The sequence below is a fragment of the Siminovitchia sp. FSL H7-0308 genome, from assembly GCF_037980985.1.
Taxonomy (GTDB): Bacteria; Bacillota; Bacilli; order Bacillales; family Bacillaceae_C; genus Siminovitchia; species Siminovitchia thermophila.
On record NZ_CP150282.1, the window covers coordinates 159,355 to 173,104 of the forward strand.

14 protein-coding genes and 1 pseudogene are annotated in these 13,750 nt (G+C 42.6%); 11 read left to right on the forward strand and 4 right to left on the reverse strand.

Annotation, left to right across the window (positions count from 1 at the left end):
* The first annotated feature begins 11 nt into the window (after window positions 1–11).
* From ilvC to MHB50_RS00830, 11 genes are all read left to right on the forward strand, one after another.
* Window positions 12–1,046: a ketol-acid reductoisomerase gene (gene ilvC / locus MHB50_RS00780; protein ID WP_077109592.1), complete on the forward strand. Its 1,035-nt coding sequence runs from the start codon at window positions 12–14 to the stop codon at window positions 1,044–1,046.
* The gene (locus MHB50_RS00785) at window positions 1,033–2,580 is read left to right on the forward strand and encodes a 2-isopropylmalate synthase (RefSeq protein ID WP_339161149.1); all 1,548 of its coding nucleotides are present in this window, start codon (window positions 1,033–1,035) and stop codon (window positions 2,578–2,580) included. The genes ilvC and MHB50_RS00785 overlap by 14 nt, the downstream gene beginning before the upstream one ends.
* Window positions 2,581–2,606: 26 nt before the next feature.
* Entirely contained in the window at window positions 2,607–3,707 is a 1,101-nt protein-coding gene (leuB, locus tag MHB50_RS00790) for a 3-isopropylmalate dehydrogenase (protein WP_339161150.1), read from the forward strand.
* Window positions 3,708–3,717: 10 nt separating this feature from the next.
* Window positions 3,718–5,133, forward strand: coding sequence for a 3-isopropylmalate dehydratase large subunit (gene leuC / locus MHB50_RS00795; protein ID WP_339161152.1), 1,416 nt, complete (start codon window positions 3,718–3,720; stop codon window positions 5,131–5,133).
* A complete protein-coding gene (gene leuD, locus MHB50_RS00800; protein WP_339161155.1) occupies window positions 5,130–5,717 on the forward strand; it encodes a 3-isopropylmalate dehydratase small subunit in 588 nt (195 codons plus the stop codon). Before leuC ends, leuD begins: the two co-directional genes overlap by 4 nt.
* Window positions 5,718–6,115: 398 nt before the next feature.
* The gene (locus MHB50_RS00805; protein ID WP_339161158.1) at window positions 6,116–6,553 is read left to right on the forward strand and encodes a MarR family transcriptional regulator; all 438 of its coding nucleotides are present in this window, start codon (window positions 6,116–6,118) and stop codon (window positions 6,551–6,553) included.
* Window positions 6,554–6,575: 22 nt separating this feature from the next.
* On the forward strand, window positions 6,576–7,736 hold the full coding sequence (locus tag MHB50_RS00810) for a bis-aminopropyl spermidine synthase family protein (protein WP_339161161.1): 1,161 nt from the start codon (window positions 6,576–6,578) through the stop codon (window positions 7,734–7,736).
* Between the two features lie 58 nt (window positions 7,737–7,794).
* Window positions 7,795–8,211 carry an adenosylmethionine decarboxylase gene (gene speD / locus MHB50_RS00815; RefSeq protein WP_339161163.1) on the forward strand — a complete coding sequence of 139 codons (417 nt, stop codon included), beginning with the start codon at window positions 7,795–7,797 and terminating at the stop codon, window positions 8,209–8,211.
* Entirely contained in the window at window positions 8,208–8,417 is a 210-nt protein-coding gene (locus MHB50_RS00820) for a flavin reductase family protein (protein WP_339161165.1), read from the forward strand. The genes speD and MHB50_RS00820 overlap by 4 nt, the downstream gene beginning before the upstream one ends.
* Window positions 8,418–8,638: 221 nt before the next feature.
* Entirely contained in the window at window positions 8,639–9,202 is a 564-nt protein-coding gene (locus MHB50_RS00825) for a TetR/AcrR family transcriptional regulator (RefSeq protein ID WP_339161167.1), read from the forward strand.
* Between the two features lie 89 nt (window positions 9,203–9,291).
* Complete coding sequence (locus MHB50_RS00830) at window positions 9,292–10,518, forward strand: MFS transporter (protein ID WP_339161169.1); 1,227 nt, start codon at window positions 9,292–9,294, stop codon at window positions 10,516–10,518.
* Between the two features lie 197 nt (window positions 10,519–10,715).
* On the opposite strand, the gene MHB50_RS00835 is transcribed toward MHB50_RS00830, so the two are convergent.
* The 4 genes and pseudogenes from MHB50_RS00835 to MHB50_RS00850 all read right to left on the reverse strand — a co-directional run bounded on the left by MHB50_RS00835 (window position 10,716) and on the right by MHB50_RS00850 (window position 13,667).
* Complete coding sequence (locus MHB50_RS00835; protein ID WP_339161172.1) at window positions 10,716–11,399, reverse strand: hypothetical protein; 684 nt, start codon at window positions 11,397–11,399, stop codon at window positions 10,716–10,718.
* Window positions 11,396–12,293: pseudogene (locus MHB50_RS00840) on the reverse strand (ABC transporter ATP-binding protein). Before MHB50_RS00840 ends, MHB50_RS00835 begins: the two are co-directional and overlap by 4 nt.
* Window positions 12,293–12,661, reverse strand: coding sequence for a GntR family transcriptional regulator (locus tag MHB50_RS00845; RefSeq protein WP_339161175.1), 369 nt, complete (start codon window positions 12,659–12,661; stop codon window positions 12,293–12,295). Before MHB50_RS00845 ends, MHB50_RS00840 begins: the two are co-directional and overlap by 1 nt.
* A gap of 166 nt (window positions 12,662–12,827) precedes the next feature.
* A complete protein-coding gene (locus MHB50_RS00850) occupies window positions 12,828–13,667 on the reverse strand; it encodes a YheC/YheD family protein (RefSeq protein ID WP_339161178.1) in 840 nt (279 codons plus the stop codon).
* Window positions 13,668–13,750 lie beyond the last annotated feature (83 nt).

The following is a 13,750-nucleotide window of genomic DNA, read 5'->3' on the forward strand; positions in this document are numbered from 1 at the left end:
AGATGGAAATTATGGCAAAAGTATATTACAACAACGAAATCAACGAGGCAGTACTACAAGGAAAGAAGATTGCGATCATGGGTTACGGTTCTCAAGGGCATGCCCATGCAAGCAACTTAAAAGATAACGGATTTGACGTTATTGTAGGTGTAAGACCAGGAAAATCTTTTGAGCAAGCAAAAGAAGACGGACATGAAGTATATCCGGTAAAAGAAGCGGCTGCCCAGGCAGATATCATCATGATCCTCCTGCCGGATGAAAGACAAACAGCTGTATATGAAAATGAAATCAAACCTGAATTGACTGAAGGAAAAGCATTGGCATTCGCCCACGGATTCAACGTGCACTTTAACCAAATTGTTCCTCCTTCAAACGTTGACGTATTTCTTGCAGCACCAAAAGGACCTGGCCATTTGGTAAGACGTACATTCCAAGAAGGTGCGGGTGTACCGGCTCTATTCGCTATTTATCAAGATGCCACAGGCAAAGCAAGAGATATTGCATTGGCATATACAAAAGGAATTGGAAGTGCCCGTGCCGGCGTATTGGAAACAACTTTCAAAGAGGAAACAGAAACAGATCTTTTCGGAGAACAAGCAGTTCTTTGCGGTGGAACAACAGCGCTTGTAAAAGCTGGTTTCGAAACGCTTGTCGAGGCTGGATATCAGCCGGAATTGGCATACTTTGAGTGCTTGCACGAATTGAAATTAATCGTTGACCTTATGTATGAAGACGGATTGGCAGGTATGCGCTACTCCATCTCCGATACAGCACAATGGGGAGACTTCGTATCCGGTCCGCGTGTTATTGATGAAGGTACAAAAGAGCGCATGAAAGAGATCTTGAACGATATTCAAACAGGGAAGTTTGCAAAAGGCTGGCTGTTAGAAAACCAGTTGAACAGACCGGAATTTAATGCAATCAACCAACGGGAAAGTGAACATCTCATTGAAAAAGTAGGCCAAGAGCTTCGCGAAATGATGCCATTTGTCAAGGCCGGCAAAAAGAAAGCCGACAAGGAAGTGGTGACCAGTGCGAAAAATTGACATCTTTGATACAACACTTCGCGATGGAGAGCAGTCGGCTGGCATTAATTTAAATACAGCCGAGAAGCTTGAAATTGCCAAGCAATTGGAACGCTTTGGAGTAGATGTAATGGAGGCGGGCTTTCCCGCCGCCTCTCCAGGCGATTTGGATGCGGTGCGGCAAATTGCTTCCACCATCAAACATTCATCTGTTACAGGATTGGCCCGTTCAGTAAAATCTGACATCGATGCAGCCTGGGAAGCCCTCAAAGTGGCTGAATGTCCAAGACTTCACGTCTTTATTGCCACTTCACCGATCCATATGACTTATAAGTTAAAGCAAACTCCTGAACAGGTCGTTGAAACGGCAGTTGAATCGATTAAATATGCGAAGCAATTTTTCCCGATTGTGCAATGGTCAGCAGAAGACGCATTTCGCTCTGATCCGGCGTTTCTTGCCCATATCGTGGAACAGGCCATCAAGGCTGGCGCTTCAGTCATCAACTTGCCCGACACGGTTGGTTATGCGACTCCGCATGAATATGGAGTGATGTTCAAATATATGAAAGAGAATGTTCCAAACGTTGAGCAGGTTAAATTGTCTTCCCATTGCCACAACGATCTCGGCATGGCAGTAGCAAACACGCTTGCCGCAATTGAAAACGGCGCTGATCAAGTTGAGGGTACGATTAATGGAATCGGGGAAAGAGCCGGTAACGCGGCCCTTGAGGAAGTAGGAGTCGCTCTTTATACGAGAAAAGATGCTTACAATGTTGAAACAAACTTGACGCTGAACGAAATCAAACGCACGAGTCAGCTTGTCAGCCAATTGACCGGAATGGTCATCCAGGCGAACAAAGCTGTTGTTGGAAAAAATGCGTTTGCCCATGAATCAGGCATCCATCAAGACGGCGTGTTAAAAGAGCCGACCACATATGAAATTATTACTCCGGAGCTTATAGGCGAAACATCCAACAACTTGGTGCTCGGAAAACATTCCGGCCGCCACGCGTTCCATGAGCGCGCGAAAGAAATGGGTTTCCTCCTTGATAAAGAAGCTTTAAACGAAGCATTCAAAGAATTTAAACAATTGGCTGACCGCAAAAAAGAAATTACGAAAGAAGATTTGTGGACTATTTTGACGCACCAGCAGTTGAAAGCCGAAGAGGCAGCTATTTATGAACTTGAGTCTATTCAAGTTCAATACGGTACAGAACATATCCCCACAGCTACAGTACAGGTAAAAATTCCAGAAGGAACGGTCGTAGAAGATGCCTGCACCGGAGCCGGCAGCGTAGAAGCGATTTTTAACGCGCTCGAACGGATTGTAGATGGAAAAGTAAACTTGCTTGACTACAGGGTTTCTTCTATTGGCAAAGGAAGAGACGCGCTTGGAGAAGCCGTCGTTAACTTGACTTTTAATCATACTGAAGAACTAACAGGCAGAGGTACGGCGCAAGATGTATTGGAAGCATCGGCCAAAGCGTATTTGAACGCTATCAACCGTTCGTTGCTGCAAAAGCAAATGGAAGAGCTCGTAAAGTCATCGGTGTAATATAAATATGAAGGAGGAAACACGGGATGAAAAAACGGGTAGCTGTACTCTCTGGAGACGGTATTGGTAAAGAAGTAACGGAAGCGGCAGTTGCCGTGTTAGATTCAATTGGCCGCCGCTTTCACCATAAGTTTGAGTGGGTGTATGGTTTACTAGGAGGGGCAGCCCTAGACGAAGCCGGCCATCCCATTCCGGAAGAAACAATCAAGATTTGTGATGAAAGCGACGCTATTTTACTTGGTGCGATCGGCGGCCCAAAATGGGATCACTTTCCGAAAGAACTGCGGCCGGAAAAAGGACTTCTCCAAATTCGAAAACACTTTGAGCTAAGTGTGAACTTGAGACCCGTGCAAGCATACAAAACGCTTCTAGCCTTCTCCCCATTAAAAGAAGAAGTAGCCGAAGGTGTGGACCTTGTATTCGTAAGGGAACTAACGGGAGGCCTTTATTTTGGAGAACCGAGCTACCATACAGACGATCAAGCCGTCGATACGTTAGTTTACGGCCGTGAAGAAATCGAACGTGTCGTCAGATTCGCATTTGAGTTGGCAAAACAACGGAGAAACAAGGTTTCTTCGATCGATAAAGCGAATGTATTGGAGTCGAGCAGATTATGGCGAAAAATTGTGGAAGAAGTGGCTGCCGAATATCCAGAAGTAGAATATGAACATATGTTAGTAGACTCTGCATCTATGAAGCTAATCACTTCTCCCGCTTCATTCGATGTCATTGTCACCGAGAATATGTTTGGCGATATTTTAAGTGATGAAGCATCCGTTATTGCAGGCTCGCTCGGAATGCTGCCATCCGCAAGCCTTCGCGCAGATGGTTTCGGCTTGTACGAACCTGTACATGGATCTGCGCCCGACATCGCTGGACAAAATAAAGCAAACCCGGTTGGAGCCATCTTATCCGGTGCCATGATGCTTCGCAGTACATTCGGCATGAACCAGGAAGCAGCGGCAATTGAAGAAGCGGTCAGAAACGTTTTTGAAGACGGTTATTTTACGGGTGAGTTTAAAGTTGACGGCAGCAATGTATTAACAACAACAGAAATGACTGAAAAAATCATTGAAGAAATAGAAAAGGAACTTATTTCAGACCATATTTTAGCGGCTTATTCGTGAGGTGTGACAGTTGGGCAAAACAATTATTGAAAAAATATGGGAAAAACATGTAGTACACAGAGAAGAAGGTAAACCTGACCTTCTATATATCGACCTTCATCTTGTTCATGAAGTAACTTCTCCGCAAGCGTTTGAAGGATTGCGGTTAAATAATCGCAAAGTGCGCAGGCCTGATCTCACATTCGCGACGATGGATCATAACGTTCCAACACGCTTGAATGAAGAAGTAACGGACCCAATCGCCCAGAAACAAATGACTACGCTGGAGAAAAATTGCTTAGAATTTGATGTTCCACTTGCTGGAATTGGACATCCGAACCAGGGCATTGTTCATGTTATCGGGCCGGAACTCGGGCTAACACAGCCTGGAAAGACAATCGTTTGCGGCGACAGCCATACATCGACACATGGAGCATTTGGCGCTCTTGCTTTCGGTATTGGAACAAGCGAGGTTGAACACGTACTGTCCACACAAACATTGTGGCAGTCAAAGCCAAAAACAATGAAAGTCGAAGTAAAAGGAGATCTTGGGCCGGGCGTAACGGCAAAAGACTTGATCTTGGCCATCATCGCCAAATATGGTGTGAACATCGGAACAGGCCACATTATTGAATATACCGGGGAAGCGATCCGCAAGCTGACAATGGAACAACGAATGACAGTATGCAACATGTCTATTGAAGCCGGTGCAAGGGCAGGCTTGATCAGCCCGGATGAAACGACCTTTGAATATTTAAGAGGCCGTGAACATGTCCCCGCAGGTGATGCGTTTGATAGATTAGTTGAAGAATGGAAAGGACTCGTGTCTGACCCGGATGCACAATATGATTCAGTCATTGATATTGATGCCTCCGAGATCGAACCCTTTGTTACATGGGGAACAAATCCTTCCATGGGCGTCGCGATTTCAGAACCAATTCCAAAGCCTGAAGATGCCAAAAATGAAGCTGAAAGAGAATCCATTGAGCAAGCGCTCGAATATATGGGTCTTGAAGGCGGAGTAAAAATGACCGATGTGGATATTCAATATGTATTTATCGGATCATGTACGAACTCCAGAATGGAAGATTTACGTTCGGCGGCTAAAGTATTGAAAGGCAGAAAAGTAAAAGGCGGCGTAAACGCCATCGTTGTTCCCGGATCACGAACAGTCAAAGCCCAGGCGGAAAAAGAAGGTTTAGATAAAATCTTCCTTGATGCCGGATTTGAATGGCGCGAGACAGGATGCAGCATGTGTCTCGCCATGAATGCGGATCAAGTGCCTCCCGGCATGCGCTGTGCTTCGACGTCCAACCGGAACTTTGAGGGACGTCAGGGGAACGGCTCCCGTACACATCTCGTCAGCCCGGAAATGGCTGCCGCTGCGGCGGTTGAAGGCCGATTCGTTGACGTGAGAAACTTATTGAAAGGGGAGGTGCTCACATGAAACCCATTAAAGAAGTAACGAGTGTCATCACCCCGCTGGACCGTTCCAACGTAGATACAGACCAAATTATCCCGAAGCAATTTTTAAAGCGGATTGAACGTACCGGATTTGGGAAATACTTATTCTATCATTGGCGTTTTCACGATGACGGTACGGAAAAGCCGGATTTCGTATTAAACAAACCTGAATATAAACATAGCGAGATTCTGGTTGCGCGGGAAAACTTCGGCTGTGGTTCTTCGCGTGAGCATGCTCCTTGGGCATTGGGCGACTATGGATTCCGTGTCGTCATCGCACCAAGCTTTGCCGATATTTTTCACAGCAATTGCTTTAAAAATGGCATTTTGCCTATTCAATTGGAAGAATCAAAAATCGAAGAACTGCTGCAAGCAGGGAAGGAAAAGCCGTTGCAAGTCACAGTCAATCTTGAGACTGAAACAATCAACACAGCGGATGGGAACACCTATTCATTCTCCATTGATCCGTACCGCCGCCAAATGTTGTTGAACGGCTGGGATGAAATCGCCTTGACATTGCAGTTGGAAGATAAAATTGCGGCTTATGAAAAATCAATCGCTAAATAAGTAAGGAAGACTTGACGCTGGCTTGGAGACCAGCGGGCAAGTCTTTTTTTATGTGAGCGCATGGATTGAAATGTTTTATAGTTAAGGTCTCCGGCGGAAAAGAAGTAGTTGCACTCTATATGAGTGAGTGGATTGAAATTTCCAATTGTCTATGAACTGGATAAGCGGTATGAGTGTTGCACTCTATATGGAGTGAGTGGATTGAAATTTGCCGGGGAAGAAGGGGGAAACTTGGACGACGTCGCACTCTATATGAGAAAAAGCACATCTTGGTCATCTTGAAAAAATAGAACCTTCGAGCGGGCAGATGCGGAATAATGTCTTGACTTATTATGATAAAACCATATAATTAAGTATACTAAACACTTTAGGTTACTAACAGGAGATTTTTAAACGAAATGTTAAATGAATACATTCGACATGTCAAAGAACTGCATCAGGCAGAAGAAAATTGTAATTTGGCCATTGTGAATGAATATCGACCGCTCATGAAATATGATTTAACCTCGAAGCAGGAAATGCTATTGAAAATGGTGAGAAAATATAATGGTTTAACAGTGAGTGAGCTAGCCAAGCATATGAAGGTAACTTCCAGTGCAGTTAGCCAGATTATGTCAAAGCTGGAAAAAGATCATTATATTAAAAGGTCCATCAATCCTGCCAACAGGAGAGAAATCATTGTGTCCCTCGCCCAAAAAGGAAAAGAGTACTTTGCGGAAAGGGACCATATTGAAATCAAGATCATTCAAAAATATTATTCAAAGCTCAGTTTGGAAGAAATCATTACATTGAAAAACATTACTATTAAGCTCGAGAAGCTAATGAGCGGGAATTGATCAAAAAGGTGGGAAAAATCCGATGAATTATATTGATAGGGCCTGCCAAAAGATCCAAGTGGAGGAAGGCAGGCAAGCAGTTGAACGATTGCTGATTGAGTGCTATGTAAAGCCCGGAATTTCAACAAAAGAACTTTCCCGCTCTTTACAGATTCCTGTTCCGATCACGGTTGCTATTAGGAATGAACTGGTAAAAGCGGGAGCGCTGACATCCCAACGAGGAACTCGCTGTACTTTCCATGGCAAAAGATTTGTTGAAACGGAGTTGGGATATACCAGTTTTCATAGGGAGTTATGGAACAAAATCAGCAGCAGTCCTTCTTTCCCAACAGATCTCTTTGTAAAAAAATATCGACATATATATGATTCCAGACCACAGATCAACGCTGTAATTGATCAATCAAAATGTACGCCCGAAACAAGTTTTAAGCGGGCCATACATGCTATACGTTCCCACTCCGTGATCGGTAAAAAAGTACTTTGTGTCGGAGATGATGATTTAGTCAGTGTTTCACTTGCACTCATTTTGAAAAAGCTTTTACCAAACAGGAATATACACACAAACATACAGGTCATAGATATCGACAATAAGATGTTGGAACATATCGAAAATATCTCGCGGCAATACAACTTAGAGATTGACTGCCTGCAATGGGATGTAAGAAATCCACTGCCTAAAGAATGGGCGGATCAGTTTGATTGTGTTTTTACAGACCCGCCATATACATCATCTGGTCTTTCATTGTTTCTTTCCAGGGGAATTGAAGCCCTAAAAAACCAAATAGGATTGAAAATATATTTATCCTATGCGCATAAACACCCAAATTTCATGTTACGTATTCAAGAAGAGATAACCAAATTAGGTTTGTCTGCAACAGAAATCATGCCGAATTTTAATGAATATGAAGGAGCGCAAATTCTCGGTGGCAGCGGGCAACTAATGACATTGACAACAACTTGCAAAACAACCCCGCTGTACACAGACACATTTGAAAAACCTTTATATACAGGGGAAATCAAACAAACGCTTCGCCAGTACAGTTGCAAAAAATGCCGAACAACTTATCATGTCGGTTTCGATCAACATTATAAAACAATCGAACAACTGAAAAAGGCAGGGTGCAGTGCCTGCTATTATAAAACATTTGACCTCATCAAACGTGAGGTAAAAAATGTCGAGTGATTGTTTAGATGTCTAAATAATAAAGGTGATTAAAATTAAGGAGGGTTTGAGTGCCTATATGAAATATACAACAGAAGGAATCCATATAACCGCCGATTTATGGTCCATTGACCCATCCATTATCAAAAACAATGTATTGTTGGCCGCTTTGGCGAAAAATGCAGCCAAGATGTCCGGAGCCACGATCGTATCCGCTCAGTGTAAAGAGTTTCAACCGTATGGAATGACTGCTGTTATTTTGTTGTCGGAAAGTCATTTATCCATTCATAGCTATCCGGAAAAATCGTTCATTGCCATTGATTGTTATACGTGTGGAGAAAAAACCGATCCAGAACTTGCCATTCACCATTTCATTTCCAGCCTGAAACCGCTAAAAGCATATGTGCGAAAACTGAAAAGAGGAGCAGGTATGATTCGTGATATGCCTATCAAGATAAAATTAGACCCCGCGGGTTGTGTTAAAAGCCTTACATGAAAAATCAGCAAAAAGAACATGGGCTCCCGATTATGAAAGGTGCGCTTTCAGTTCTGCAATGTGAGGTTTACCAAACAGTTGTAGCAGGAGACCATACGATTTTAATTGGAAAAGTCATTGATATACGTGTAGAGAAGCGGGACCCCATGTTATATCACCGAAGAAATTTTGGTTCAATTCCCGCAACGTTTTATACAAATCAGTGATGCTGTCCCCGAGTAATGGATAATACATCTGTTGCTTGGGGGTTTTTTGTGGTAAGGCATTAGCATCAGAAATGCATTCGATGAGTAAAAACCTTTATAAACGGGCGCTCAGTAATGTTTTTATGGATCTTGCCGCAACGTGTTTTTACCTGTATAATAGACAGTATCAAAAAACCATTAAAACTATTATAGTTTAAATGGTTTTTGTGGAGGGGTATAGGTTGAAAGAAAGAATCATGCAAGCCTTTGTGGATGAAATGAAGGATAAAGGGATTAAATTTACGATGAACGACTTGGCGGGCCGGTTGGGGATCAGTAAACGGACATTGTATGAACATTTCCCGGCAAAAGCGGATATTTTAGATGCCCTGATAGAGTTGACAATCAGCGAATTTGATGAAAGAACAGAGACGATTATTCAAGATAACAGCCTAACCCTGCTGGAAAAAATAAAAGCGGCCATTAAGGTTGTTCCGAAATATGATGAATTCTATGATCTGCACATATTGGAACAGATGAAAAAGTACTATCCAAAGCAATGGGAAAGAATGCACAACTCTTTAAATGAGTGGGAGCCTTTAAAAAAGCTGCTTGAACAGGGGATTGAGGACGGGGTCATTAAAGATCAAAATATTGATTTGCTCATGCGACTCGTTATAGATGCAACGAATCTTACATTGGACCGCCACTTCATTTGGGAAAATAGGATCACTGTGGAAGAGGCTATGAGTGGTATTGTTAATGTTTTATTGTTTGGAATGGTTGCAGAACAGGGTGAACGTTAATCACCGCTGCAACCATTATGTTATTTTTTTGCGTGAGAAAACTTTAAAAACCAAAATGGTTTTCACATTTTTGTAGAGGTGCTAGCTATATGAGTTTTTTGAAACAAATGAGTAGAAGAAAAAAGATCGGCTTAACTTTTGTTGTGATCATTCTATTTTTGGATATGCTGTTATACAGTGTGATCATTCCTTTAACTCCCTATTATGAAGAGACATTTGCCGCTTCACCCACGATGATCGGCGTTTTATTTAGCAGCTATTCTATTACATTACTGATTACGACAACGTATTTTGGAAAGTTGACAGATCGGATCGGCAGAAAAAAACCGATTGTTGGCGGCTTGATTGGATTAAGTCTCTCTACGATCCTTTTTTCCAACCCGATGCAGTTTGAAGTGTTAATTATTGCCAGGGCATTACAAGGCATTGCTGCCGCGGCAACTTGGACGGCGGCGCTTTCTTTGCTTGCCGATTTATTCGTTAAAAAAGAACGGGCTGTTGCCATGGGGCTGGCGATGACCAGTCTGTCTGCGGGCACATTATTGGGAGCGCCAGTTGGGGGCTTGCTTATTGAAGTTGGCAGTTATCAAACACCCTTTTATACGATATCAGCCATCCTCATCGTAGTTGTCATTCTTGCAGCCATCTATTTAAAAGAGGCGAAGCGGAGCAATGTGCAGGAACCAAAAAAAATAACGGAGCTGTTAAAACAACGTCCCGTCATCTGGATATTGACAATTATGTTCATCAGTGAAGGAACATTGACGATGTTAGAGCCTATCCTGCCGATGTATTTATCCAGTACGTTCAGCGGTAATTCCCTCTTTATCGGCTTAATGTTTGGGGTGTTAACATTGGCTTATGGCGTTATGGCGCCCATTTCCGGCTTGTTAATAAACAAATACACACCGAGTCGTGTCGTTTTATTTGGCTTGCTTCTTGTGGGGGTATTTTTGCCGTTCATTGTCTTTGCCAAATCCGGTTTGCAAATGGTCATTGCTTTGTTGCTTGTGGGGGCGAGCATGGGATTGGCGGTTTCACCGACTTTGACAATGCTGGGCAATACCCAAGGCGAAAGTGAACAAAATTCTTATGGGGCTCTATATGGTTTATTTAATATCTTTTTCGCCGTATCGGCCATCGTTGGTCCTTTTTTGGGCGGTGTTCTCGCAGACGCATTTACTTCAAAAATAACGATACTCATCGCAAGCGGGGCTGTTTTCATTTCCACTCTCGGGCTCGCATTATTAAGGAAAAAAAGTATGTGTGACAACGAATATGCGCCCTCGGCAAGCGCTGTTCGAAGAGTGGATTAAAAGGGAAAATATAGATGATAAAAAAGCTTGCTCTTGAATAAAAACAGGGGCAAGCTTTTTGTAATGTGCTGTAAGACTCCTACTTCAAAACGTGAGGGTGATCCAAAAGGTCTAAGTGTGAGAAAACGGCACCTAAATGCCCCGATTGGTTCAACTAACATTCAGTGGATCCCTACTGAATGAAGTTTCACTTATTATTAAACGGACGCTTTTCGAAGTAAGAAAAATGAGCTGGCTATACTGAATAAAATCAGTGGCAAAAGCCAATAGGAAACCCCGGCCGCCGTTTGGGACAAAAACCAGTGAAAGATATCGGTCCACACACGGAAATGATGAAATAAAAATACCGCGATACTACTGGCCAATAACAGGGATAACAATAACAGCAGCAATCCTTTGCCACCAAAACGCTTGGCAAAGCTCATAATCAGAAATCCAAGAAAAAATAAAAAGGTAAACAGAATCATGTACATCACCAATTGTTCCATAAAAATCCCTTCATTTAAATAAGGAAGATGGAAAAAGTATAATCTGTTTCCCCAGCTGTTTAACATGTTTTCAAAGAAGGCAAAAATACTCACGAAAAGGGCGATGATAAAGTTTGCCGTAAGACCCATCAAAGCTGTGCCCCAGAAATAATCTTTGCGCGTGACGGACATCCCGATTGCAAAGGAAAAGGACTGGGCAACGACGATCATCCCCAATGTAAGCACATAGGCAAAGATGGAAATGACACCGCCCGAGTAAATGTTTTCATCATTATTAATCAGTAAGCTGACAATCAGATTGACAAAAAAGCTAAAAGAGAGAATGATTAACGGAATATAGAGCCAAATCCATTTATCTTTCCGGTGAATGCTGAAAACAGCTTTCATGTTCATTTGGTCATCGCTCCTTTTTGTTCACGGCTCTTTGTTGTCAGATATATGCTTAACTGCTGCAGCGAAACAGGGGTTATTTCCAGGCCGATTGTTTCTGCTTGTTTTAGCTCATGGCCATGATGATCCCGAATAACCGTGGCTGATAGCAATCCTCCGAACGGTTCCCGATGGATCACTTCTTTCCCGGAAATGAAACCTTCAACTTCAGGTGCCCGGCCGGTAACCGTAAAGGCCATTCCCCTGAGGTCCTCAGCATCTTGATCGATGATCAGCTCACCGTCCGCCATCATGAATATATGCTCAAGCAAATTGCTCACTTCATCAATCAAATGTGTAGAAAGAATCACTGTACGTGGATGTTCCGCATAATCATCCATCAGCCGATCGTAAAAAACATTTCGGGATACGGCATCAAGACCCAAATAGGGTTCATCAAATATCGTTAAGGAAGCCCGGCTCGCCAGTCCAATGACAATTCCAACCGCTGAATGCATGCCGCGGGGAGAGCTTTTTAATCCGACGCTTGGAAGGGAGGCGAAATTCATCTATTAGCGAAAGAGCAAAATCCTCATCCCAATTCGGGAAAATAGATTTGGAAACAGCAATGGCATCACCTACCGTATAATGATCCGGGTATTTTTGACTCTCCTTTATAAAACAAATTTGCTTCAACACATTCCTGTTTTCATACGGATTTTCGCCAAATACCTTAATGTTGCCTCCAGTTGGAAAAATTTGCGCAGTAATCAGTTTCATTAATGTCGTTTTGCCGGCTCCATTTCTCCCGAGCAAGCCATATATTTTGTCTTTTTCTATGGAAAAGTTAACATCATTTACAGCTTTAAAGCTGCCAAACGCTTTTTCCAATCCATTCGCTTCGACGATATAGCCCATTACTTTTCAGCTCCTTTCCGAATAAGTTCAATCAACTGTTCTGACGTAATTCCCAGTTTCTTTGCCTCTCGGATCACCGTTGCGACATGTTGTTCATAAAATAACTTTTTCCGTTTTTCTTTTAGCTTCGAACGTGCGCCTTTCGCCACAAACATTCCAATCCCCCGCTTTTTATAAAGAATTCCATCATCTACCAACAAGTTGACGCCTTTAGCGGCAGTAGCAGGATTGATCTTGTAAAAGGCCGCGAATTGATTGGTTGACGGGACCTGAGATTCTTCCGACAAACTGCCTGAAATAATGTCATCCTCGATTCGCTCGGCAATTTGTATAAAAATGGGGCGTCCGTCATCTACTAAATGTTTCACCGCTTCACCACCACATTGGTTAGTTACTTATGTAATTAACCATATAACGAAAAGGTGTTCAATTCAACATTTTTTAGATTTGTAGCATCTAAAATAAAAAAAGACTTGCTTCGCTATGATGGACAGCAAGTCTTTCTTCATAAAGGTGGGCACTGGGAAAGGAGTGCTATACCCGTTCATTTTTATTCTTTTTAACGTATTCCTCGAAGTACGCAAAAAGCTCTTTAACTAATTGCTCATTTACTCTTGTTAGTCTGGTCATAATATCATTATAGTATGTCTGATCGGGCAGCCGCTTAAACAATGCCCTGTCTGGAGCTCCTTGTGAATCGTTTGTATTCACTTCAATCAACCACAGTTCTCCTTTGCCATCAACACCGAAATCGATTCCAGCTTCCATGAAAATATCATGTTCATCTAGCAAATGACAAATGTGCATGGCTGATTTGGCGACATTTTCCATAATTTGGGCAGCTCGCTCTTCGCTTTTAAATAAGGTAGATAATACTTTCTTTGTAGGTTCAACAGTTCCATTGCTTTCAAAGTTTGACACAATCGACTCGGGTCCTCCTACACGGACTAAATCTCCGGCATAAACCCATTTCTCATCAAGATCCCGCTGTAAATGGGCCCGAATGTCGATGGGACGTTCTTTGTACATCAACAAAGGTGCCCCTTCCTGTACAATACAAAGCTCATCATTATAAACGCCGGACAGTTCAGCAAACAGTGGTTCGATTTGATCAAAGCCCTTGCCAGGATGTCCCTGCAGTTTCCAAACGAGCTGCCCGTTCTCCTTCGTAATTTTGCTGATTTTTTCACCGCCAAAAGTAAAAACAGACTTTATAAAAATGCATTCATACTCACTTATAAACTGTTCAAAAGATTGCCGAGAAAAAACACCTGTATGAGGTATGCGAAAGTACGGTGCGGGTTTTTCTTTCACAATTTTGTACATTTCCCATTTATTAAAAAAACCACGGACTGGATCCAACTTCGGCTTCACTATTTATCCCACCTTTAGATACTTTATGAGTTTTTCGACCCATTATAAAAATATGCGGAAACCACAAAAATGGTTATATTCAA

What these genes read in the sequence shown, in the direction of transcription:
- ilvC (WP_077109592.1), top strand. Translation starts at nt 12, where the DNA reads ATGGCAAAAGTATATTACAACAACGAAATCAACGAGGCAGTACTACAA.
- leuB (WP_339161150.1), top strand. Translation starts at nt 2,607, where the DNA reads ATGAAAAAACGGGTAGCTGTACTCTCTGGAGACGGTATTGGTAAAGAA.
- leuD (WP_339161155.1), top strand. Translation starts at nt 5,130, where the DNA reads ATGAAACCCATTAAAGAAGTAACGAGTGTCATCACCCCGCTGGACCGT.
- MHB50_RS00805 (WP_339161158.1), top strand. Translation starts at nt 6,116, where the DNA reads ATGTTAAATGAATACATTCGACATGTCAAAGAACTGCATCAGGCAGAA.
- MHB50_RS00810 (WP_339161161.1), top strand. Translation starts at nt 6,576, where the DNA reads ATGAATTATATTGATAGGGCCTGCCAAAAGATCCAAGTGGAGGAAGGC.
- speD (WP_339161163.1), top strand. Translation starts at nt 7,795, where the DNA reads ATGAAATATACAACAGAAGGAATCCATATAACCGCCGATTTATGGTCC.
- MHB50_RS00820 (WP_339161165.1), top strand. Translation starts at nt 8,208, where the DNA reads ATGAAAAATCAGCAAAAAGAACATGGGCTCCCGATTATGAAAGGTGCG.
- MHB50_RS00830 (WP_339161169.1), top strand. Translation starts at nt 9,292, where the DNA reads ATGAGTTTTTTGAAACAAATGAGTAGAAGAAAAAAGATCGGCTTAACT.
- MHB50_RS00835 (WP_339161172.1), bottom strand. Translation starts at nt 11,399, where the DNA reads ATGAACATGAAAGCTGTTTTCAGCATTCACCGGAAAGATAAATGGATT.